This window comes from Mucilaginibacter sp. P4_D1, assembly GCF_056401935.1.
This window is the reverse complement of the sequence record NZ_JBFUIJ010000020.1, coordinates 79,251-105,173: the sequence shown is the minus strand read 5'-3', so window position 1 is coordinate 105,173 and position 25,923 is coordinate 79,251. Positions and strand designations below refer to the sequence as shown.

The window sequence follows — 25,923 nt, the reverse complement described above, 5'->3', positions numbered from 1 at the left end:
TTAAGGTTTGACAATTGGTTCATTGGTGTTTGGTTAGTAATTAATTGGTTTTTCTCTCATTCATAATTTATTTGGTTATCACATCTTTTAGATAGCCCAAAAGCAACCTTTGATACTACTTTACTGTTAGTTTGCTCACATGAAACAGCTACCCGAACAATCAGTTAAAAAACTTCAGGTGCAGTCAGGCGCATGTTTACTAATTCAAAAAAGTTAACTGTTGGTCCTATTGGTTATTAGTGGGATATGGTTTCAAGGCAACCTTCTTTAAGTAAATTACTTTGGACTCATATTCCGGGGATGAAGCTATGGTAACTTAAAAAATGGGAAAGGGTAGTTTTAGCCAAAAGTATAGACCAAAAATCCAAACTACATATCTACTTGTAAATAAGATACTTAAGAACTAATACTAACTTATTTTACCATAAATACCGAACGGGAGTCGTAATTTGGAGCCGAACGAACCGTTTTAAAATGCAAATGACCAATGGTCATTGACCGGCCAAAACAAACGCTGACAACAGCTTCGCCTTTGTTATGACACGTAAATTTGAAATAAACAATAATTGGTGCATCCAAGCCTTTCCGCTTCCTGTATAAATGCTATGCTTTTCTGGGGCTTACCGAACGGTAAAAGGCATATCTATATTTGCAACACCGTTTTGAATATATGTTTTTGCCCGGTGACTTGTCGCTCATTCGTTCGCATTCACAGCAAACAAACAGCATAGAGATCGTTATTCTTTACTTTCAGCTTCGGAATTACTTTTTTTCCGACGAATGGAATTGACATACGCAGAAGGAAGTATGTTATATTCTTCCTTGAACATTTTCGCAAAATGCTTGGGGGTATTAAAGCCTACCTCGTAGCAGATCTGGCTAACGGTCATCTGGCTATTCCCGAGCAAATACGCTGCTTTTTTTAACCTTATCGAACGGATAAATTCACCAGGCGATTTGTTCGTGAGCATCAAAACTTTATTATAAAGCGATCCCCGGCTGATTCCCATCTGACGACCTAATTCATCCACTGAAAGGTTGTCGTTTAAGATATTAAGTTCTATGTACTCAACTATATTCTTTAATAGTATTTCATCTTCGTTTTGTAAAGGTATTTCCTGTAATTGAACGTCCATTTGCTTTTTGTATGTCCGCTTATAGACATCCTTAAGTACGAGGATGTTTTTGATCTTCGAAAGAAGTATCTCAAAATTGAAAGGCTTTGTTATGTAATCATTAGCTCCAATTTCAAGACCTTTCAATTGTTCGCTTTCGCCGGTTAGCGCGGTTAACAAAATAACCGGAATATGCGAAGTGCGGCTGTCATTCTTTAGTTTTTTGCAAAGGTCAATACCTGTCATTGCGGGCATGCTAATATCACTTACAATAAGATCCGGGTGCTGGGATAACGCTTTCTGCCAACCATCTTTTCCATTTACAGCTTCAACTAATTTATATATATCCTTTAAATTATCTTTCAGGTAAAAACGAAAGTCATCGTTATCCTCTACCAACAGAACCACCGGCTTTTTATTTGATCGCTGCGGTTTGACGATACTTTTATCTTCAATGTGAGTAATCTCGTTTACGATTTCCTCATCAATGTCATCGTCCGATGGCAGATCTATATCTCCACGGTTATAGATGACAAACGGCAGTTTAACGGTGAAGCAACTGCCATGATCGGGCTCACTCTCAACGGTTAATTCGCCTCCATGCATCTTCACAAACTCATGCGTAATTGCAAGGCCAATGCCGCTGCCCTGGTTAATCATCGACTCTGGAATGTCGTGTTGAAAAAACCGTTCGAAGATTTTACTTTGTTTTTCATGCGGAATACCAATACCGGTATCAATCACCTTAATTTCAAGCGGGGCATCGCCGGCTTCGCTATTTACATTAAGCAAAACGCTTACCTGGCCGCCAGGCAGTGTAAATTTAAAGGCATTTGAAAGCAGGTTAAACAATATCCTTTCTATCTTATCATGGTCAAAACTGGTAAACAGCGAATCGATCGAGGTATCAAAAATAAAATTAATCTCTTTTTGTTCAGCGATATCAGTAAATGAAAGGTATATCTCGTTGATGAACTTCACCATATCCCCCGGCTTGCTATGTAGTTTCAATTCCTGAATTTCCATCTTCCTGAAATCAAGCAACTGGTTTACCAGGTTCAATAATCGCCGGGCGTTTTTTCCTATCATGCCCAGCTGTTGTTGCTGTTCCTGATCAGCTCGGGTAAGCATTTTCTCGACCGGTGCCATGATCAGCGAAATCGGTGTTCTGAACTCGTGACTTACGTTGGTCAAAAACTTGGTTTTCAACTGATCAATATCCTGCATTCGCTTAATCTCCTGCCGCTCCTGTTCAATTATCAATTTTGCTTCCTGTTTTTCTTTCTCTGCTATGAATTGTCTTCTTATTTTCTGTATTCCGCGCCGGCGTATAAAAAAGAGGGTCCCGGTTATCAGCAACAGGTAAATAACATAAGCTAAAGTAGATTTCCAAAAGGGCGGCAATACCTTAATTTTTAAAGAAATACCATGCAGACTCCAAACACCTTCAGAATTGGACACACGTACCTTAAAAGTATAATCTCCCCCATCCAGATTGGTATAGCCGGCTTTTCGCGTTTTATTATCTACATTTACCCATGCCTTATTAAAGCCCTCCAGCATATACTGATATTTTATTTTACCCGGATTGATATAATCGAGGGCGGCAAATTCTATCGAAAAGATATTTTCGTCGTGATTAAGGACTATTGAATGTACTACTGATATACTTTTTGGAAGGATAATATGGCCATTAACCGCCTCATTTGCTGATATGCTCTTATTGAACAACTGAAAGTCGGTAAAGATTAATTTAGGCTTGGCGGTATCGGGTACAATGCTTGCGGGGTCGAATAGATTAAAACCATCTGGACCCCCAAATATCAATTCACCGGCGCGTGTTTTTAAAGCTGAATTTCTGTTAAACTCCCGGCCCTGCAAACCATCTGTATCGTCAAAGCTGTCGACGTGAAAATTAAAAGCACCAGCTGTTGGTGTTAACCTGACGCGGGCTAAACCATTCGAAGTGCTTAACCACATTACCCCTTTGTTATCCTCCAACGTATTGGTCACTGAATTAGCCGGGAGCCCGCTTTTTTTTGTCAGCGAGATAATAGTGTTTGTTTTGCGATTTAACGCACTCAATCCGCCTGCGGTCGCTATCCATATCAAACCCCGGCTATCCTCACTGATACTGCTTATTTCATTGTCAATTAAACCATCTTTTGTGGTATAGTGGCTTACCGGCCCGCCGTCCTTCCATATAACATCTACGCCCCATCCCCCCCCTATCCAAATATTGCCATGTTTATCCTCGAAGATTGAGAATATGATAGTAGAGCTGATATCAGCATGCGTTAATGGATGGTAAAATATTTTTTTTGCACGGTCGAAAATTTCGAGGCCCCCAAAAAGCGTTCCTATCCACAAACGGTGAGACGAGTCTTCCAAAATGCTAAATACACGGTTATCAGCAATACTGGTGGCCACTTTATCGTTGTGTTTATAATGGCTAAACGTTTTCCCGTCAAAGCAATCCAAACCGCCAAAATAGGTACCTATCCATAATTTTTGGTCATGATCTATACAGAGGCTAATAATTATATCGCTCGATAAGCTGTTGCTATCATTAGGATTGTTTTTGTATTGGGTGTATACGCCCGTTTTTAGATTAAAATAAATGAGGCCGCCGCCATTGGTGCCGATCCATAAATTCCCCAGTTTATCTTCTACAAATTTATTGATATCGTTAAACCTTAAACTGGCTGGATCAGAGTCTAAATGCCTGAAAATCGGGAACTTGATAATATTTTTATGATAATAACTTATTCCCTTTTTATTAGTACCGGCCCATATAATACCTAAGTTATCCTTATAGAGTGTTGCGGTATTTTGCCTTAATGAGGTAGGGTCATCTCCTTTATTTAGCAGATAGGTGATTGTCGCATTCTTTTTATCCAGCACATTTACCCCCCCATGGTCAGTTGCGATCCATATCAAGCCATCATCAGCCTGAACAATGTTAGTAATAAGGTTCGTTTTTAACTTTATCCCGGGTGATTCTTTATCAATATCCCTGAAAGTCCCTGTTGATGGCCGGTAATAAAATAGGCCCAAATCATTGTACGGCAAGTAAAACCATAGATCACCATCGCGGTCGACGAACAATGCATAATGATCTTTCTTATTATTAGTTACCTTGTTAAATATGCTGGTGCGATAGCTGATCCTGTTAAGTTTAACATCAAGCATCTCCACCATTCCGTCAGTATAAACTATCCAAATATTGCCTTTAACGTCAGAAGTGATATCTGCAATGGAACCTGGGTATAACGAGGGCCCCCCGTTAACACTGTGATAATAATGCATCGTCTTTTTGCTTATAGCGTTGTATCTGTAAATGCCCGAATCGGCATATAAAAACCAAAAGTCTGCAGCGCTGCTGCGTTCTATTTTTTGAGGATCATTAACTGGTAGCTTCAAAGGACGTGACAATAATGACATATCATTATTAAACCGTTCCGTTTCCGGATCATAGAAACAGAAGCCGCGGGGTGTTGATATCCATAATTTTTTATCAGGGCCTTCAAAAATGTTTCTTATATAATCGAAATTAATAGAATATTTATTATTTGCATCGTGCCTGAATACTTTAAAGTTATAACCGTCATACCTGTTGAGACCGGAAGAAGTACCAAACCACATAAACCCCTCAGAATCCTTAAAAATGCTGGTGATCTGATTGTGCGACAGCCCGTTACTTATGTCAAGGTGCGAAAATCGGTATTGATTGCTTTGCGCAAAACTGTTCGTGCAAGCAAAAAACAACACTGAAACGACAATATATAGTTTTAAACGCATTAAAATTGGTTGAGATTTCTAAATCAGGAACCGGGTCTTTAGCAAGCCAGTACACTTGAATAGCATAAAAGTAAAATAAATTCGTAATTAACGATATAAAATTGTCGATTCCGTTATTTGGTCTGCGAAAAATAAATAACCTACCTCTGAAACAAACGAGTTACCAATACTATGGTACGAACCATGCCCGAACTTACCCCGAAATAAAGCTTGTTACAGGTTGTCGTTTAGATGGCTATCCGGAGCATCCCATACCATCATTCTTGAAAATCTAAAACATCGAACCGCTAAAGTGAGTGATAGCTTCCGGTCTATATATCTGGCAAACAAGCAATTAAGAGACAAAAAAAAGGGGCAAAAGACTTCTAAAAATCTCTTGCCCCGTGAAGGGTGGATAACGGTGCAAAATCCGCACCGTTTTGTGGATGAATTGATTGAAATAGGCGGCTTTTCAAAAATCCTTGATCGAGATGATGCTCCGAACCAAAAATCTTGAATTTATAATAGAATACATTTGTCGCTTATATCAGAGATACCAAATCGAATCGCCGTGGGTGGCATTGAATGCTTGTTATTTAATATTTTGAGGATTCCGTGGTAAAGCAATTGGAGATTGAGGTTTTTAAGGTCCCAATACAATTGAACAATCAATAGTTCATCTTGCGGTTCGCTCGGCTTTTTGGGTACGTGATCATATAGCCTATAGTTTGTACCGCCGTGCGCTACTTCGTTCCGTATCCTAAAACAATAGGTGAGCAATTCCTGTATTCTTTTTGCGTCTCCTTTATTTTCCGCAACAATAACGGATGACACCAATTTCATAATCTCTGTGGAAGTGTTGTTATCGTAAAAACTCTCTAGGGTGAAGACTAAATCTAAGAAATTATCAATTGTTATATAATCCGAGCGAACACCCTTTAAAAAACGGTAAAACGACCAAATATTTTTGTGCCAGACTTGGGCAATTTGCGGCAAAACAGTTTTCAAAGCCTCTACCCTGTTTTCCTCCAACAATAATGGATAAGAAAAAATATCAGAATGCTCGTCCATGATATACTCTCCATCCCCGACAAAGGATAATAATCCGCTTGATTGGGGTTTATGAGATTCATGTGAATTGGAATGGGTCGGGTACGTGATATGAAGCCCTAAAAGAAAGAATGAACAAATGTCACTGGCCAAAGAGATCATTTTACGCCTCATATCTTCAAAATCCATGTTCCAGTTCAACATCTTTTCAATATCAGTTTCCTCGTCAGTCTTTAAATTTTGTGTATAAGTGTATTCCCCTTCAAACATTATTTCAACAATGACCAAACCCTTTGCACGCCTCAAATTCCCTCTATGAATAATATGATCGAAATCAGGAAAGCTTCCAATTTCTTTCGACATAATCGCATTTGCTTCATGCGTATTACTCATTGGTGCACTTGTAAAAGGATGGATCCTTATGGAGATCTGTTTTATTTGTTCAGTAAAAGCCTGGTCAAGGCTATACTGACTATCGAATTTTACTGCTCTATTATAGTATAACGGCTGGGTTAGAAAAACCTCGCAGTCTTTTGTTATGTCAAATTCAAAATAGTTGGTTCTGCTTCTGATTGATGTTGGCAAAAACCAACGAAATGTGTGCATTTTCATTTTGAGCTTTTTATTTTAAAGTACCATTTCTTCGGGCTTGTAAGGTCAAGTTCCTAATTTAAACTTAAGTATATCACTATAGTTTTTGGATGTTCTGACTTAACAGCACAAAAATAAAATGCCATTGCGCAGCCTATTTGCGTAGATAGGGAACATATGATTACTAATTTAATTTCATATTGACCATCGTACCGGATATTTCCTTATTTGAGCACAATCGTGTATATGAGAATGTATTATCGAAACCCTCTGAAAATTAATTTTCTCTCAAAAGCGGTAGTCTCCTGAAGGTCAGCAATACGGTTTGCCAAAAAATCTTTATGTTCGATGTAATCATAATGATTATGCAGGCTGTGGATCACTTCGTAGACATGTTTAAGTTTGGTAGCCTTAAATTCAGCCCAGATTTGGTTACCAGTTGAGCTAAAGTGACTGTTATAAAAAACTAACCTTTTAAATATTTCAAAGTCAGGATTGGCTGTGAGTATTTCGGCAATAAAGCGATCCAGAAACTCACTCAGGTAATTCCGCAGATTATCAAGTAATATATTGAGCATTATCAAATCTTCTTTAAATTCTTGAATTAACCTGCTGATAAGGCGCGAAGCTTTAAGCTTATTATCTTCATCGAGTTGAATAAAAAAAATACTGCTGATATGGTCGATGCTGTTATGGTATTTCATTTGGCGAATTTTGACCAGTGCACCATGGATTAAATTATCTGCGTCAGGATAATTCCAAACTTTTGATAATGGCTTCCTTCCTTTAGCTGTTCCGCGCTCAACATTATCAAGCAATTGGTCTATATAATCATCAAAGAWAKTCGCATCCTTTTCGAGCAAATAATAAAACTCATTACCGTATAAATCATAGTGACTATCCATTTGTTCCTGCTGAAAATAAAGATTCTTTGAAAAAACCATGTCTTCATCGCTGATATAAGTTACGGTACGAAAAAATTCGTGATGCATCTGAAATTTGAACTCTGGCTCAGCTTGTTTTTTATTGTATAATAAGTAAAGTAATTGTTTAATGAGCTGAGGTTTTGCCCGTTCGTATTTCCAAAGGACGTCGGGTGACAGGTTATGATTGGATGTATTGGAGTTATTGTAACAGGCTAATAATTGTTAAGCGCTGTCAGCAGTCACCAAATCTTCGGGCAGCCAATAGAAATAATTTTCAAGCCAGGTTTGACGATTTTGGAAATCAATTTCTACAATAAACTGATAAAGCTGGGTGACGCAATCTTTATTTTGTCTATAAGTCGCGAGGAAAATCGGGTATGAATTTAAATAAGCAATATTTCCTTCCTGAAGGTAAAAACGAAGTATCGATAACCCAGTATTAAATTCATTATTGATTGCATTTACCAGTACAAGTCCTAATCCGTTGGCTATTGAATACTGATGCCTGAATTTAAATGTACAAATCACCTGGAGGTGCCGATAAAGTGATTGAAAGGCAGATACGCTAGCTACGGGAAAAAGTCGCCATAAATAAACCAGTTTTTCCTGTTGAAGCATTTCATAATCGTCATAACGCCCCTGAAATCGCTTTTCGTCCAACACCAGGGTCTTGTATATTTTGTATGTTTCAGTGTTGAAGCGACGTTTGATTCGTTTTAATGAATTAGAAGTATCTTTTCCCCTTCCGCTCAATAACTTTTCGTATTTATTTACAAAATAGCAATCTTTAAATTCAGCTGGATTTAATCTTTTGTCCATCAAACGAATTAAAAATGGCAGGTCAAAGAACATAAGCACATTGTGCAGGTGGGGCTCCTGTTCCAAGTAATCCACCAGCAATGCGTCAATAATGTTACTGTTATCAGGGCTTGCGCCGAAATAGTGTGGTCTCATTCATCATAATCTCCATTAAAGAATCCAAAGTTTGCGAATGCAATTATGGCATCTATAATAAATGGGAAATGTAAATTCAAACCCATTGCCAATGCTCACATTGGGTCGATAAAGGAATGGAGGTTATCTTTTAAATTCTTTTCTAAAAACGGTTCCTGTGCCAAAAGATTTATTTGATTCTCCAGCCGAAACATCTACAACTGCAATTATTAGTTTGTTCACTGGTGAAATCGTTAAAGTGAAAGTGCCCTGGCTATTTAATTTCGCCGCCGACTTTTTTTTACATGCTGGCAGCCATCCATAGGTATTAAATTTAGAAAAAAACTGTTTTAGTATAGCATTCTCAGGGTATAATTTTGGCGTTACCTTACCGTCTTTTGACACTGAAAAATAATACTCGTAATTAACGTAGTCATTCTTTTTTGCTAAATTTTTATAAATACTTGCTATCTCTTTACTCTCAATCACATCTTTCGTTAATTTTGCCGAATCCAGAAATTTCGCCATAATATATAAATGTTGGTTGGGATTTAAGCTTTGCCCAAAGGCGTTACCTAAGGCAAGATTGGCGATAAAAATTATCAGTAACTTTCTCATGCTTAAAAATTTAATGTTTCTTTTTATCTTCAACTGGTTTAACAATAACAGGCGGAAGCTTAGGGTCAGGAAATGGATTCAATATTATGGCCCTAATACTATTCGTCTTACCACTTGGTTTGATTTGCAGCCAACCGACTTCGGCGGACACAACAAAAAAAGAATTTGTATAATGCATTCCCAACGCAGGATCAGTATCAGGTTTTCCTTTGCCATTTTCGACGGTCATGTAGTCGGGTGTACTTATTAAACTTGTTGGTAGAAAAATATTAAGTCTGTTCCCAGTCAACGCACTTACTGCTTTTCCAAAATCATTGCCTAATCCAGTTTTTCGAACAACGTTGCAGGCGGCAAAAATAAACCTGCCTTTATCTGCAACTTTACTTCCTAATAAGCTTAACGCGGCGGCATTTGAAGAGCCTTTACCTGTCTTTGCAAATGTTCGAATTTCACTTGTAGTAAGATAGTTACTTCGTTTGTTATAATTTTTATCGTCAGGAGTAACGTCTGCAGTCATAATGTCATCCTCTCCTTTTTTTTCACCCCCATGTGTTTCTAACACCAAATTATCCAGGCTTTTATTTGGAATAACGGCAACAGCGGCGGCAGCCGTTTTTAAGCTTGCAGTAGAGAAAACAACCCACCTTTCACTATAATAGTCTCTTTTTTCTTGGTCATTTATTGAATTTCTGAACTCTGGCCTACGTTCAATGTCAATATACAAACTTTTAGCAGTGCCTTTAAGTATTTTAAAGAAATTTGTCGCATCCGGGTTGTTTTTGTTGTCAAAATATACATCTCGCCCGACTGAAACAATATCTTTTCCATCTGGATCAAGTAAATTAAGCGGATTGTCGGCCGTATAGCTATACGGAGATAGGTCGTTAAATTTATCTGCTAACTCATCAACGCCGTTCCATCTGGCTATTAAAGGATCATAGAAGCGCGCACCATAATCGTAGAATCCCGTTTCCTCTTGATATTCCTTCTTATTAAAAAGATACTCATTCTTAGGAAATACAATATATTCTCTCGATTTTATAGTCGAACCAAACGAGTAATAATCATCCTCCTGTAAAACAATAGGCTTGGACGTAATAGCATCTTGTTTGATTGTTACCCTTGTATTGCCCAGATGATCTTGCAAATCATATTCATAGATGTAATTGTTGCCGCTCTTTCTTGTACGGCCAATCTCTGTTTGTAAAAAATCAATGACACCATTGGTATATTGTATACCACTAACATACTCAGTCGTTGTGGTGTTCACACCATCTAAATATACTTTCTTTAATTTATTACCATCAGAGTCATATGTGTATGTAACAGTTTTGCCGTTGATAGTTATAACTTCAGGTAGATTTAATTCATTATAAGTTATGTTTGAAATTCCCTTATTTAAATCTTTTGAGAGATAACCATTGCCATTATATGTGTACTCATTAGGTGCTTTTTGGGCTTCTAAAAACCCGTAAGATCCGGTGAATGTAGAATTGTCATCCACCCTGGTCAATTGATTGCCTGTGTATGAATAAGCAAGTGAATCTATCTGTTGCGGTTGACCATTATAAAATTCATATCGACCGAGTGTCTTAATGTTTCCGATCTCATCGTAGCTAAGATTTTCATTATAATAAGCTGTCGAAGCTGATTTTGATGAAGAATAGGAAAATGAATTTGTTAATCTGTTTAGTCGATCATAGGCGTAATCAAAATTAAGATTTGTCGGAGTGACTGAACCGTATTTGCCGGATTTTGATCTAATAGTTGAAATATTACTATTATACTGAGGCGTTACTGTCGTTGCTTCATTATAGAGAATATTCATCCCGAACAAATCAGTGGTATCGGCATTTGTAACTCCTTGATCATTTGATAAATCAGAATTATTTATACTGGACAACCATCCTCTGGGATTATAACGATAATCAACATTTTGCAAGAAACTTGTGTAAGGTGAAACCGCAGAATGCAGCCCCCTTTTTATCATTTGTCCAATTTCATTATAGGTTTGAGATAGTAGCATAACCTTAGGTTGCGCAACACCATTGACCGTAATCGTTTGGGAATAGTTTTTTTTCCTATCTATTTGATCATATGTGTACGCGTCCAATGCCGTTAATGCAAGAGTAGCTGTTCCCCCAGAATTTTTAAAATAGTGCCGTCGAGTAACCGAATTTATTTGTTTTGTGAAAGTGTAACTAGTCGTGAGATCATCATAATTATTCAGATTTAGAGCTGAAGACCCTCCAAGATAATGTTGCCTAAACGTCCTTATATCCATGCCAAAATCATCATAATAATGAACTGCCCATAGAAATTCAGTCGGCGTATTTATTAAATAAGTCTTTTCAGCCGTTAATAATCCTTTTGTCATGTTACTGACTGTACTACTCGTGTGAATATCATAGGCAGCTGGAAATTGCGGGATGCCCGTAATACCCCCCCCTTTGATAATATCTTCTTGCGTTTTGATAGTTTTTTGTTTTTTCGAAAATTATGCCTAGCATTCTGAAACATGTACGAGCCCCAGCTCTATCTCGATTTGCCTTGCAACGCTGTGAGGTATGAACGCAGTTATATATTAAGTCCTTTAGCAACTCTTGGTTGATAAGCATTATGGTTGCTTTTGAATTAATTTCTCGAAGAAGGCAAGATTCGGCCTGCTGATACTGATTTAGGGCAAGCCATCTGATTGATGCCTCAATCCATTTATGGGCATTCTGAAATGCCAATGCTGCATTTTTTTTATGGTCGGCTCTTTCAAAATTAATAGCCGCCTGCTCAAAATCTTTTAAAAGTTCATAAATTTTTGCAGCTTTAAACCAATTTTTGCATCTTACGTAACAATCTGCAGATTCTTTATGTAACCCTGCACGTTGATAAAATAGACTTGCCTTGTCAAAGTTTTCTCCTTTTTCATAGGATTCAGCAGCCTTCGCATAACCATTACACTTTTCGAAAAATTCCGCGGCTTTAGTATGGTTGCCAATTATATCGTAGCATACCGCAGTTTGGTAGTCGTCGCCTGCTTTTTGATAAAACAGTGCTGCATCACTGTATCGTGTCAACTTTACCAAACAACGGGCTATTCCAGAAGCATCATCGACTTTTTGATAACATTTTAACGCATTCGAGAATTTATCAGCTTTTTCCCATGACTCTCCTGCATTTGACCACATTGCTATTTTTTCCCAAGTTTTAGCAGCCTTTACATATGCACCGAATTTGTTAAGACAGTTTGCGGCCTTCGCTAAGTCACCAGTAAGCAACCAATGTCTGCCGGCTTGATCCCAAAGGTTTAATGCTTCGAAACACCTTGCTGCTCCAGTTGAATGTTTTGCCTCTATATAGCTTTGCAATGCATCCTCAAATCGATTCATTTCTTCCCATAAATCACCAGCTCTCAAAAATTGGCCGGAATGATGAAATAGAGTTGCTGCACGTTCTTTATTATTAGATTTTTCATAGCATACAGCCGCATCAGCATAAAGCCCTGCCTGTTCGTAGTTCTTTGCGGATTCGAGCCATTGGTTTGTATATGAAAGTAATCGTGCCGTTTTTTCCTTATTGCTCGATCGTCGAAAACATCTTATTGCGTCAGGAAATTGTGTGGCGAGTTCCCAATTATCACCAGCATTTTCCCATTCAAAGCAGAGTTCAAACATTTCAGCTGCCTTCGCATATTGCTGACAATTACTATAGCAAGCGGCTGCATTTTTGGGGTCGTTCGCTCGTTCCCATAACGATGCAGCCTTTAGAAACTGTTTACACCGTTCTAGAGACCGGGCAGCATTTTTTTCATCGGAAGCTTTTAAATAGCATTCGGCGCTGCTCTCAAATTCGTTGCATTTTTCGTAATGAAATCCTGCGTTCAGCCAGTCCTCATGTGTGTTATTTGACTTTGCGACTTCATGATACATTTTTGCTGCGTGGAAATGCTGCCTTATTCTACCCCAAATGGCTGCTGCTTTTTGTAACAAACCGGCTTTTTCGTAATAAGCAGCAGCTTCTTCAAGTTTTTCAAGTTTTTCAAACACTTCTGCACACTCTCGGAATTTGTAATTCGCTAAATATATATTTAATGCCTTTTGCCACTTCTCCGCAAGTTCGTAGTTCTTTGCAGCTTTTAGCGGATTACCCGCTCGTTCCCAACATTCACCAGCTGACGCATAAGCTAGTTGCGACTCGAAATCCCGAGCATCAAACTCCCATGCCTGCTTAGTGTTATCACTAAAACGGGCACTGACTATGTTGATCAGGCTCACTTTGTCGTTTTCGTGTTCAATATGATCGTAAATTTCAGGTATCCCCCAAATACCTGCATTAGATGTATTTCTGTCTAGTAAAATAAGTTGAACTCGTGTACGTGTAATTGCAACATAAATTTCGTTATAGTCCTGTAATAATCGTCTTTGTGAAAAAAAATTCTTCGAAGTAAGATGGTGATAACGTTCGTTGAAATTTACAAGGCAAACGACATTGAATTCCAATCCTTTTGCTAGTTGCGGCGTAAATATTCGTTCGACTGCTATATTTTGAATAATTAGCTCATCTTGCTGCTCTTCTCGAATAATAGCCAATGAACCGATTTTTATGGCTAGTTGTTCAATAATATTATTAATGTCTTTCTGTGTGCCAACAAATCTTAATGGTTTGGGTGTTAAAGATTGGTTACTTATAATATTTTTTATTTGCGAATGATCACTTACCTCGTCTCGCTTTTCGATTAGTATATTGGCTATTTCAACAACTGGGCGTGGATTGCGATAGTTATAATTAATTGAGATAGGATGTGGGGCTTGTATTTTCCACGGATTCCAAATCGCGGATCTTACTTTTTCCCAAGAAAAATAACTTGGGTAAAGCACTTGGTTCAAATCTCCGGTAAAAAGGATTCCTTTGGCGCTAGTTGCCATTCGAGTAATCAATTCAAGTTGTACTGCTGCATAATCTTGGACTTCATCAACAAGAACATAGTCGTATTTTTTTAACTTACCAATATACTGAATCAGTGATCTGGCAACATCCGTTTGGTCAAGCAGATTACGATTTTGTAAAGCATATTGATAATGTTGTATAAGGTCATAGAGTTCCGTGCGTTTGATGTATTCATCAAGCGGCGTTTTCCTTAGCTCCAAAAATTCCGCCCTAGTTGGTATTACAGTTGATAACCCCATAGAACCTCCCTTCACAGTACCTCGAATGAATTCATGTATATCAGTCGATATCTCGGCAACCTTCTTTATACTTGAATTTTTCTTTAAGTACATATTGAGAAAATCAAGGAAAAAACTTTCGGGAGCCCAGTTGAATGGTTTAATTCCTAATGTTTCTGCCTGATCATTGCATAATTCTTCCCAGGTTTGCACCTTTATACAAGACACATCTGCGGATACTAATGTTGCAGTAGATTCCAAAATTTGCAGAATAGCATACTTTAATTGATTTGTGTATGCAAGAATTAATATCGATGATTCCCCCATCGTTTTTAGTAATAATCGATGTGCGTAAGCTACCATAACTGTAGTTTTGCCACTACCAGCCACTCCTTGAAGCAATAAAGGCAATGGCTTATCTAAAATTCTTTCTTGTTGTGGACTCAGCCTTATCGGAAAAGAAGCTGCTGACTTCAAATTGGGTATAACTCTATACGACATGCCATAAAGGTCTTCCTCTCTATTCTCCTGAGATATCGCATCAAGTAGATCCTTTTCACTCGGCGTTAAATATTCCTTCAAAGTACCATGAGGCTTTAATTTTCGTTCCGGAAATTCAGGAATTTGGCACATAGTCAGTAGCTCGTTTATGCAAATTTCGTCGGAAAGCGCACCGTAAGACGTTTCCCCAGCCAGAACTAACAATTTGCCTAAAGTTTCTTTGTTATGGTCAAAATGTCCGCCCAAGTAAGCTATACGCAATTCTTCTCTCTCCTTTCCTTTGCCGAAAGTATAGTAAATCACATACTCGTTGTCAATTTCATGACGCCAAATAGGACGTAAGTATCCTTTAATATGCAATAATTCAAAAGCTAGATCACGACGTAAAATTGATTGGATTGTGTTATGTACTAAATTTTGAATATCACGGGATTGAGAATTTATTGTCTTAAGCTGCGTTAACGCAAATTCTGATATGACGATCGATTGATCAAGGTTTAGATTCATAGCATCTTGCTCTTAACACACATTTTCTTAAAGCCACAATGGATGAACATATAGGAACTACATTTAATGATTGATTTGGTTGTATTTGCTGCTGGAGAATATGTTTATAGCTAAAAATTAAATATCATAATCTTTTGTGATATATTATAGTTCTTGCAAATTTTATTTATCACTATGTGAAAAGTTTTCCTTATTGTGGATATTTATTGACCAATATTAGCAATTAGAAAACACTCTAACTGTAAATGGCAACATCTGTAATGTTTTTCTTTCGTCCACAACACCTCCACCTCCATTGAAGGTTCCTATGACCTTGACCAGCTCACTCTGTGCTATTTGGAGTAGCAATTTGTGTAAATTCAAAGCAGAGAATATATTTACTTTGAATAGTTTAGGATAATTAAAGTCCACCAGAATCGTCAACCCTATATTTTTCAGAATAAGGTAGTCTTTGGTCCTTCAAGGTCCACATAATGTATTGGTTATTCTTTAATGCATTCAACGTTCTGATTCCCCTTTTGGCTACGAAACCGTCCATCGGCAAAAGCGTGAATCTGCTGGATAACGCTTCTGAATTAAAAAGATTGACGATAGCTGCACGATAGATCTTAAGACCTTTGTAAGTGGATGATAAATAAAGTTTCATTAGGAAAATTATTTGTCTTTTTTATCCGAAACGTTATTTTGAGCTATGATTTTCCATTCGGAATTCTACGAAACAATAATTCCTTCTACTCTGCTAACAAGTAAATGCAACGAGCTATCAGTTAAGTATGGGCCTGATTGGCTTTGGAAAAATATTTTTTCCTGTTTTAACAGTTCTGAAGCCATTCGGAAATTGATCCATTTTTGCTGGTGCTGAAACAAGCTTTCAAGACCGCTAAATAAGCCAGCTAGGATACTTAACACCCCAATAATAATTTTCTGGCAATTATCTAAATTTTTTGATAACCTGATACATCTCCTCATCCAATTTGGCCATAGTTTGCCTTTCAACCTTGTAACCTTTATAGGCAAGAAAATCAACGATGGCGCCCATCCATATATTCAACTCTTTGACCGCTCCAATCAGTTTGATCGATTTATTTTCCGCCATTATTTTCCGTTTTAAAATCTTGTTTTGTAAAGGTGCTTCGCTATATATTTCATCGTAACGAACTGGCCCTGACCGGCCGGGGTTTCGGTTCAGGGAGCGGTCCCCAGCGGCCACAACGTGGGGAACCTTCGCTTGACCGCCCTGACAAGGTCATCTGGCTGGACCAGCGAAAAAAGGAGCTCATCCCTGGTTTGCCCGTAGCAAGATACCAGCCAACGACTATCTGCAGAAAAGGCGCATTTTTTAACCGTCGCCTCTCGTTGTATCTCTGAAAGCAGTTCCAGGGCCTTATCCCCTTTTTTGGGGAGCCGGTATATTCGAATGAGTTTTCCAAACGTAAATGCAATGAGTTTTCCGGCGTCATCAACCGTTATATCGCCATTATAAGTATCAGGCAAATCGATGACATCCAGCGCCGGACTTTCGGTATCTGTGCGGACCAGGCTTGGATATGGATTTAAGTAACCTTGTACCGGTATATTATAAGCCACGAACATGAACTGACGCTCGTCCGGGCTAAAAACTAAATTTGACAGCCGGACCGCCTCCGGGATAAACTTCAGCTGCCGCCCTTCAGCCAGGCTGATCAGCGCAACACCGTCATCCAATACCAGCCCTGCATACTTCCCCGACGGACTCACACAAATGGTTGACACATTACCGGCCGAGTTCACGCCTGTTGGGTTATAGTAGCTGATTGTTTTAATAAGGGTAGCATCTGCTGCATTTAACACAGACAGGTGACCTTTCCCGTCGCATACTATAACTATACGACCAATCTTATCAAAAGATCCCAGGGCTGTCGGTTCGTGTAGCAACGGGAGGTCATGGCGCTCGAGTGTGCGCCCTTTACCCTGCCACCCGTGCCAATACTCTATTCCGGTCCGGGTTAGTACGGCGAGATCACGGGCATCTGCACTTAAACGCATCTGACTGATATCGGCAGACGCGGCCAACTCAACGTCCCGCTTACCCTGAGTCGAGATGTGGATCTCACGGGTCCGCATTAACCGACTACGAGTAGCTAAGGCCAGGACCTGCTGGTCCTCAGAAAGGCTAAAGCAACTGATCGCTTCTGCACTCGGGTAAACACGCTGCCCTTCATCGATCGCGCCCCAGATACGGACCTGGTCATCACTTCCGACAGTAATAGCCGAACTTCCACGCGCTGCCGGACCGACCGACCTGATATACTGGCTGTGATACATCCGCGTAACCTCTTTACCGGAATTTACTTCCTGTAAGCTGGCTGCGTTAAAAACTTTACCATCGTCACGGCGGCTGGTGACAAGGTAAGCCCCTTGGTTCGCCAGCATTATCTTTTTGTCGGGCAGGTCAACCGGCCCCATATAAACGTTGGTGGGGCTGGCCAGTGCCAGTGGGTCCCGAATTCCCAATATACCGTTGCCATCAAAAGTGAGCAGCTGATTCTGTGCATTAAAAGCCAGTGCTTTTAGTTGCTTTATGGCAAAACCTGTTCCGGTCGATCCGGAGGACAGGTCGGTTAACCGTATCGTGTCATTAATGGCCAGTGCTACGCGATTGCCGGTACTGTCAAAATCATACTGAAAACCGGAAATCGACGTACTGGTTTGGGAGAAAACTTTTTTTAAAGTACCGGATAGCCAGTCAGACCAAATGGTGACTGCGCTGGCCTGCTCTATCAACAGGTAGTTGCCGCTAGGGCTAAATGCCAGCGACCGGTTCGAGCCTCCGCTCAAGATCATGGGAATACTCGGGCGGGTTATACTCCCATCCGGTAAATCATAGATAACAACCTGACCGGCAGATTCCGCGAAGGCCAGGAAACGGCTGTCCGGGCTGAACGCTACACTTCCAAAATAAGCCGTGCGTTCCGTGCGGAATACCGGGGCGAGGTTTATACCCCTCATCACCTCTATCCGGCATTTTTGCTGGACCATATCATAGGCAATCACCGCCAGGTATTGACCGTCTGGTGAAAATCTAACTGCGGAGATACTAAATTTACCAAAATCCTTTTTGATCATCTGCCGGTCTGTCTTGGCGTCATAAACAAATAGTTCGTCCTCGAGCGTTTCGGTGCAAAATCCCCCCGCAGCGGCCATAAGCCCAGAAATAGCTACATAGTCCGGGTTAAGCTTAAACGGTATAGCCTTTTTTAACGGAGCAGCGACTTGGAGCAGCGCCCGGAGCGCCCGATCCCCTTCCGGGGATGGATAGAGTTCCATCGATCTGACAGCAGCCGCAGCGCTCGCCTCTACTGAGGCCGGGTACAAGATGAGATTGTTCTGCGACTCGGCCGCCAGTCGGCGGGCTTCGGCTATTTTTGCCGCCTGGATGGCTTCGTCCTTTGCCGTGATGGCTCGTTTCCGCGCGTTTTTTTCGTTCTCCTTAGCACTATTGATGTCGGTATAGATCCGGACCAGTTCCCCGCTAACCGCAGCTGCGGAATCCGGGCAACGGGTACCGACCGCCGCAAGTTTGTTGATCGCAGCGGCGTAGTGCCCGCCGGCAGCAGAAGCGCGGGCCTCGGCCAGCATCCGCCGGCAGTCGGCATCTTTTGTTTGCCGCTGGGCCATGACCAGGTGACAGACCATCATGAACAGGCAAGTCAGGCGTAATCTCATTTGAGTTGCTTTAATAAGAGTTGACAATTAATACCGGTCTGCAGGATCGTTCCCAAAAAGTATGGTGGTGTATAAAAAGCTGCGGGACTTCCGTTATAGTCGACCGCCAGGAGCCGCGTGTGCTGCCCGTCAAGTGCAAGGTCCTGCACAATGCTGGGTGGTGCCAGGCTGCCGAGCTGATCGAACTCGAACAGCTGTTTCCCGCCGTAATCCCAGCAAATGATGTAGCCTTTCTTCGTACCGCTGTAGATCATCCGGTGTTCTTCATCCACACACAGGGCATTCATCTCATTCTGGATGTTGTTGTTTATCTTCAGCAATGGTGCATCCCGATGACCGGTGTCCCAGATATACAGGAACTGCCCGCTCAGCGTCACCAGCCGGTCGGGCGCCAGCCAGGACACGGCATTAACGCGCACGACATGCGGAAGCCCCCGTTTAATCTTTGTTTTAAATTCATAAATAAACACGTCCTTGCCCGCCACCAGCGCGGCACGCCCCCCATCCCGCGACAAACTGACCGCACCTAGCTCGCGGTCGAAAAAGACCGAATCCGTTTTTGCGCCGTTTCCATTATAACTGTATAAGATACCGTTCCTGCTGGTCGTATAGATCATACCCCGATCGACGGCGATACCGGCAACCGGGATCTGCTTCCCCTGAAGGATGTTAAGCATGCCGAAATTGCCCTGACTACCGACCTTGAGGGAGCCAGTCCGGCCGGACAGGTCGCCGAAGATTACCGCCCCCCGCTGTTCATCCCATGCCAGCGGGCCGATCCCGGTCCCTCCAATTTTTCGGATATCCAGAAGGTGAAGGTCCCTATCCCATAATTTGAGCTGGTCATCCATACCTCCGGTAATGAACATATCGCGCCCCACTGCGTAAACAACCGACGTGGCGCCGAACCGGTGCGCCTCACTAACCGCGTTCTTTAGGAAGCCATTTAAATACCAATATTTAAGGGTGATCGTATCAACAACATTGTTCATTTCTTTTCGTCCGGCGGTAAGGGCGTAACCTGCACCCGGTGAAAGATAACCGTCGAGCAGCTCCCCCTTATTACCTTTGAGCGTATTTTTTAGACTGCCAGCCGCATTCCATTGCACAGCCAGGCCATTCAGGTCCGTACTCAAGAAATCTCCCGAAAGCGCATCACAATGGCAGGAAGACACCAGGTGCTGATGGATGGGATACAGCGGCCGGTCCTTTCGCGTAAAATAATTGTACTGGATAATATCCCTTCCGCTGCAGATATAAAGGTCCCCGTTAGCGGGGCAAAGGCCCAGGGCGGTGGTCGCGGCGAAACTGTTCGGCTGGTAGACCAATTTTTCGCTGAGCAGTTCATATACACCGCGTGGTGTGGCGTAAAAGATCTTTTTTGCAGCATTATAGGCTTGCAGGCCGACGATTCCGCTGCTATCCTTCCTGATGATGACATGCGATCCGCCGGCCAGGTCCAGCTCACTGACCACTCCCCGCGAATTAGCGGCATACGCCTTACCAGTGGAATTCAAACAAGCCAGGAACAGCAAAGGATCGGTCAGGTCCGCTACCAGGAGCTTTACGTTACCGGCGGTATCCACCAGCTTTAACTGATTAATGTGGTTGCCGGGATCTGTATGATTTCTGCCCGCTACCAGCACGCGGCTGCTGTCGATAACCGTGCAGGCGGTTATCGCCCCTTTGAAGACCCGGTACCTGTGATTAAGTTTTTTTCCTTCGGCCTCCCAGAAGCGCAGGTAGCCTTCCGTGTCGGATGTGACAAGCAACCTGGAAGACAAGCGCTGTATCCAGTTGGTCGCGAACCGACCAGCCCCCGGCAGATTCGCCCGGATCACTTCGTTGTTCAGGATATTTTTCCGAATCTCTGTGAGCGAGGGATTTTGCGGTGCAAAGCACAGCCCGGCATAAACATACTGGATCGCAGTGGTCGGATCGGTTTGGTTCAGCTGCAACGCCTGTGTCGCAAATATATTTGCCATATTCTCATTTTGATTAGAATCCTTCTGTGCGGAAATCGTCATTGCGCGCCTGGTGGCGAGCTTGCGCTGCGTGACTGCCTGGTTCTTTTGATCATTGATCGTCTGATAGATCTTCAGGATGAGCAGATCCGCCCGCTTGGCCTGCTCCGGAGCGCACAGCTTATAGCCCGCCAGCCTCTTCAGCGCCAGGTCATACTTTCCCTGCGCGGACAGAACGACGGCCGCATCATAAATCGTTCCGCAGGACTGGGATTTAACCAGCAGCGGGCGCAAGTTAAGCAAAACCTTCGTACCATCAGCCAGCACCAGTGTATAAGGCGATTGCTCACCCCTCGCCGTCGTCAGCGTATTATAAGTAATATCTTTGCTTTGCTGGTTAGCCGTATAAACAATAACCTGATCAACAACAGAATACCCCTGCACCGCGATCTGCCACCTCAGGTTTTTCGAAATCAATATCTTTTTACCATTCGCCAGCAACAAGATCGCCTGGTTACGACCGGGCGCAATATCATTTTTTGAATTTGGTCATGTCTGTTCCTGGCTTCATTTGCTACCAGACAATTTGGGGAGCGGCTTAGGGTACCCTCTGGCAGAAAAATTATTTTTATACCTCGAATATTGTTTTGGATACCAGCGAATTGTTTTTAAATTTAAAAATTGAACCTTAACACCGTATCAACACCTGTTTGCTGAATATCCCTGATACCATTGCTATAATACCTTCATCATATGATACCAACTGAATGGCTAAACCACGCACCTAAACCCAAAGACCTGGGAAAGACTGAGTTATGGAACGTTTTTTTATCCTACAGGTCAGTTAACCGTACCTGGGTGCTCAATTTATATGATATTTTAAGCGAACTGGGGTATAAAGTATTTATTGACCAGTGCGAACTAAAAGCAGGCGAGGAACTGATATACCGACTGAATGAAGCGCTTGGAAAAAGTCAGTCCGGCATACTGATCTGGTCGGATGCTGCTGCGGATTCAGCCTGGGTGTATAAGGAATACGAGCGATTGGAAACCAAATCCACGAAAAACCCTGATTTTAACTTTGTCCCGATCAAGCTGGACCGGGCCGAACTGCCCGAATTTGCGGATAGCAGGATATTTATAGACTTCTCTTCCTACCCGGACGGGCCGAACGGCGGGGAACTGATCCGGCTTGTTCATGGCATTGTCGGTAAAAAAATGGACGCGGCCACAGTTAAATTTGCCGATGAACAGGAACAGGCATCGGTGAGCGCTTCCGAGGAGTTGGATGCGGCGGTAAGGAATGGTTACCCGGAAGATATTATCGCCTTATCCGACTCGGATACGCTACCGTGGAAAACTACCCCCTCACTGGCCTGCAAAGCCGCGGAAAACCTTACTAAATTAGGAAAATACGACGAGGCCATCAACATCCTGGAAAAGACGGAAGAAAGGTTTAAGATGGCGGTCAGGCCAAAACAGCTCCATGCGCTGGCCCTTGCAAGAAAGGGTAGCCCGGACTTTCTCAAACAGGCACAAAGGATTCTGGCTAAACTTTATGAGCAGGGCGAAAGGGACCCGGAGACCCTGGGTATTTATGCCAGGACCTGGATGGACCGTTACCAGCAATCAGGTGAAATCAAGGACCTCAGACAATCCAGGGACTATTATGCAGAAGCCTTTCAGCGGACAGATGATGATTATTATACCGGGATCAATGCCGCCGCCAAAAGCGTGTTCCTGGGTGAATTAGACGAGGCGGCCGGGTTCGCCGCGCAGGTAGAGCAAATTGTAGGCTCCAAGGAGGTGCCCAACAATTACTGGAAAACAGCCACGATAGCGGAGGTCATGCTGATCCAGAAAAAATATGACCAGGCCGCATATATGTACGGCAAAGCGATTTCCTATGAAAAAAACTCAAAGGGGAACCATGAATCGACCTGGAAACAAGCAAAATTACTCATGGAAAAGCTCCGGCCTGCTCCAAAAGAACGCACGCTTATAGCGGGGGCTTTCCAGGGGTATTTGCAAACGGGCTTATAACAGCAATAGCGCCGCTGTACGGGGTTATCACTTTTAATCTTTATCTTGTTATGTCTATCTTTCGCAGAATTAAAAAAGCAATTTTTGGCTATGATATTTTCATCTCTTATTCAAGAAGGGACAGCCTGGATTATGCTTACGCGATTGCATCGAGATTGATGAAGAACGGTTACGAATGTTATATTGACCAGTTATCAAGCATCAGCCCCGGAAAGGAACTGCCGCCCAACATCCGGAAGGCTGTAGGGCAAGCAACCGCATTTATCCTGGTCGGGAGCGAAGCGGCGCAGGTATCCAAACCCATAGAAAACGAAATTAAGCTTTTCCTGCAAGAGAACCGGAATCAACCGATTATACCGGTAACCATCGGGGGGGCAATCAATCCGGCGGCACGATGGTTCTATGCTGTTGAAGGCCTCGCCCTCATCGATGATACCCTGGATAACTTGCGGTCAGGCGCCCCTGCACAGGATGTTATTGACAGAATTATCAATGCCATGCATTTTACGAGAAAAAGTACCAGGCTCAGGTACCTTTCAGTGACAATTGCATGTCTTAGCCTGGTGCTGATCGGATTCGCCTGGTTCGCGAGCACAAAAGCAGCAATGGCGCTGAAATCACAAGGCATTGCCGAGCAAAAAAAGTTAATGGCGGATTCGCTGAGCAAAGCGGCTGAAGCCCGCGCGGTAAAAGCAGATGCAAAGGCATCAGCCGCGTTGACCCGGCAACAGGCGGCTGATAAAGCACGGGACACAGCGCTGACTGAAAAAATAAAAGCGGAAAACCTCAGCCGGCTGGCCAAAGCTGAAGCGCTAAAATCAGGGAGACTTTCGCATTCCAATTTTCTTGCAATGAATGCTTCAAGAGCAAGTGGCTACGACCCAACCCTTTCTTATAACCTGGCAAAGGTCGCTTATTATACTGCGCCTGATAATGTTGACAGCTATAGCGCCATTTATTCCAGCATCCGGGGAGCCCCCTTTTACAAAGCCCGGTTCTATCTCAAGGGCGTGGAGGATTTTGACTACTCCCCTGATGGCCGGACGATCGCTATAATCGGCGGCGAGGACGGCCACACCTTCCTGATATTCTACGACCGGGCATCCGGCCGGCAAAAAACCGTCAAACTCAGTAATAAAGGGTTGTTTAACCGGTTGAAGGTAGACTATTCCGCAGATGGCAGCCTGCTAAACGCACTGATACCCGAAGCTGTTTTACTGAACGCCGATGGGAGTACAGCCCCGACTGGCGGCGATAAGCACCTCGCAGATTCAAAAAAGGCCGGTGATCAACCTGATAAAAAGCTTCATGGGAACCTGGAATTGAGCAGCAAAAATAATTTAATCCTGTTAACGGACAAGGCTGCGTCTTCGGATTACCTGACAAAGGACAAGTATAGTCCGACCATCCTGAAAGGACATTACGGCAACAAGATCAACCAGTTGAAATTTTCCCCTGACGGGGGGGAGATCGCAAGTCTTGGCGACGATAATTATTTTATCCTCTGGAACAATAAACTGCCCGCCGAAAACAAAATGAGTGATTTTACAGATATGAAGGCGGATATCAACTCTCCTGCCCTGATTGCCTATGACTTTAAAAAAGTGGTTGTCAAAGATATAGCAACCGGCAGACAATCAGAATTTTCTGGCCTGGGGGATGTCGACGATGCCGGTTTTTTAACAAATGGGGTACCTTATATTATTAAAAAGAACATTATTCTTATCCTCGATAAGGGCGCATGGAAAAATTATGTATTCGGGGAAAAAATAACCAGCGTAACGAATGCTGAAAAGAAACCTTATAGCCTGATCCTGGGTGATCATTCGGTCGGTGTATTATGGAAAGACAGGAATTCGATTAATATTATCAAGTCAGGATCCCAAATCGATCGTACAGAAATATCCCCTAACGGCAATCATATCGCTATTACCTTCGGAAGGGATTCCGTTGCGGTATACGATCTGAACGGAACGATGATCCTTCCTGTTCTAAAAGCGGTAACATCGGTAGCTTTCACGCCGGAAAGCGATCATATCGTAATTACAAAAAATTCGGGGGGCGGATTGGCACATGACGGAAAGGGAGGAACCGTCATCACCATCGATAATAAATCAGTTGTTTCGCTTTTTACCCTTACCGGGAAAAAGATCTGGACTTACAGGGATACAGTGCCCCAGCAAATTACCTTTAACGGCGACTGGCAGCACGCGATGACCACAAATATTTTTGGTAAAATGATTTACTGGGATATCGGCAACAATCGCCCGCTATTTAAAAACAACCAGGGGATGATGAGCTTCAGTTCGATGTTTACAAAAGACAAACGTTATTTTCTTACCGTCGGCGTTTTAGACGTTGAAGAAGGCCTGACCGAAACGCTCGGTGCTATGTTTTCGTTTGGGCTTTCCGGGAAAGCGGACCTGGCGCGGATCCCTCAACTTTGGGATATTAAAGAAAACCGTTCCTTTCAATTCAAGGGCAAGGATATCAGAATTGCAGATGCAAAGATTTCCCCAAATGAGAAATTTATCATCACCTATGATTTTGACCGCAATATCACCATCTGGGATATTGAAACGCAAAAACCGCTGGAACTGACAGGGCATTATAAAAAGATCATGAAAGTGGATGTCTCCAAAGACGGCAAATGGATTCTGACCTACTCAGAAGACGGAACCGTGAGGTTGTGGGACTTTCATGGTAACGAGATCTATAATTTTGACGATCTCAAAAAAGCGCCCGATGAAGTGGGATTTGCGGATAATTCCAATTATATCTATATCAAAAACAAGGCTACCCATGGATTGCGCTGGCATTCCGGCGAAACGAAAGAGGAGGAAAACAAAGGCGACCAGAATGGCCAGGTAATTATTAAAACCATTAATCCCGAATTATTGATCAGGCAGGTTGATGTCCAAAAGCAATTGGGTACGGTGTGGCAAATGGACAATGACCTAAAGGTGAAATATAAGTTGAAGTAATACAATTGCCTCTTGTCGGCCCCTGCTATTCTGAAACTTATCAAAAT

Annotated in this window: 13 protein-coding genes; 2 read left to right on the top strand and 11 right to left on the bottom strand. The window is 42.2% G+C overall.

Annotation, left to right across the window (positions count from 1 at the left end):
* Positions 1-737: 737 nt before the first annotated feature.
* The 11 genes from AC1DV1_RS17915 to AC1DV1_RS17865 form a co-directional block, all read right to left on the bottom strand.
* Positions 738-4,916, bottom strand: coding sequence for a hybrid sensor histidine kinase/response regulator transcription factor (locus AC1DV1_RS17915; protein ID WP_477361651.1), 4,179 nt, complete (start codon positions 4,914-4,916; stop codon positions 738-740).
* Between the two features lie 498 nt (positions 4,917-5,414).
* Positions 5,415-6,338 (bottom strand): hypothetical protein, encoded by a 924-nt coding sequence (locus tag AC1DV1_RS17910; RefSeq protein WP_477361649.1) that lies wholly within the window; start codon positions 6,336-6,338, stop codon positions 5,415-5,417.
* A gap of 455 nt (positions 6,339-6,793) precedes the next feature.
* Positions 6,794-7,528 (bottom strand): hypothetical protein, encoded by a 735-nt coding sequence (locus AC1DV1_RS17905; RefSeq protein ID WP_477361648.1) that lies wholly within the window; start codon positions 7,526-7,528, stop codon positions 6,794-6,796.
* Between the two features lie 156 nt (positions 7,529-7,684).
* Positions 7,685-8,416 (bottom strand): hypothetical protein, encoded by a 732-nt coding sequence (locus AC1DV1_RS17900; RefSeq protein ID WP_477361646.1) that lies wholly within the window; start codon positions 8,414-8,416, stop codon positions 7,685-7,687.
* A gap of 123 nt (positions 8,417-8,539) precedes the next feature.
* On the bottom strand, positions 8,540-9,013 hold the full coding sequence (locus AC1DV1_RS17895; protein WP_477361644.1) for a hypothetical protein: 474 nt from the start codon (positions 9,011-9,013) through the stop codon (positions 8,540-8,542).
* 10 nt (positions 9,014-9,023) lie between these two features.
* The gene (locus tag AC1DV1_RS17890) at positions 9,024-11,390 is read right to left on the bottom strand and encodes an RHS repeat domain-containing protein (RefSeq protein ID WP_477361642.1); all 2,367 of its coding nucleotides are present in this window, start codon (positions 11,388-11,390) and stop codon (positions 9,024-9,026) included.
* Between the two features lie 28 nt (positions 11,391-11,418).
* Positions 11,419-15,180, bottom strand: coding sequence for a UvrD-helicase domain-containing protein (locus AC1DV1_RS17885; RefSeq protein WP_477361640.1), 3,762 nt, complete (start codon positions 15,178-15,180; stop codon positions 11,419-11,421).
* Between the two features lie 711 nt (positions 15,181-15,891).
* Complete coding sequence (locus tag AC1DV1_RS17880) at positions 15,892-16,149, bottom strand: DUF4231 domain-containing protein (RefSeq protein ID WP_477361669.1); 258 nt, start codon at positions 16,147-16,149, stop codon at positions 15,892-15,894.
* Positions 16,112-16,276: a hypothetical protein gene (locus tag AC1DV1_RS17875; RefSeq protein WP_477361671.1), complete on the bottom strand. Its 165-nt coding sequence runs from the start codon at positions 16,274-16,276 to the stop codon at positions 16,112-16,114. Before AC1DV1_RS17875 ends, AC1DV1_RS17880 begins: the two co-directional genes overlap by 38 nt.
* Positions 16,277-16,365: 89 nt before the next feature.
* On the bottom strand, positions 16,366-18,885 hold the full coding sequence (locus AC1DV1_RS17870) for a hypothetical protein (protein WP_477361638.1): 2,520 nt from the start codon (positions 18,883-18,885) through the stop codon (positions 16,366-16,368).
* Complete coding sequence (locus AC1DV1_RS17865) at positions 18,882-21,353, bottom strand: WD40 repeat domain-containing protein (protein WP_477361636.1); 2,472 nt, start codon at positions 21,351-21,353, stop codon at positions 18,882-18,884. Before AC1DV1_RS17865 ends, AC1DV1_RS17870 begins: the two co-directional genes overlap by 4 nt.
* A 249-nt stretch (positions 21,354-21,602) precedes the next feature.
* On the opposite strand from AC1DV1_RS17865, the gene AC1DV1_RS17860 reads away from it, so the two are divergent.
* Positions 21,603-22,892 carry a TIR domain-containing protein gene (locus AC1DV1_RS17860; protein ID WP_477361634.1) on the top strand — a complete coding sequence of 430 codons (1,290 nt, stop codon included), beginning with the start codon at positions 21,603-21,605 and terminating at the stop codon, positions 22,890-22,892.
* A 50-nt stretch (positions 22,893-22,942) separates the two neighbouring features.
* A complete protein-coding gene (locus AC1DV1_RS17855) occupies positions 22,943-25,876 on the top strand; it encodes a TIR domain-containing protein (protein WP_477361632.1) in 2,934 nt (977 codons plus the stop codon).
* Positions 25,877-25,923 lie beyond the last annotated feature (47 nt).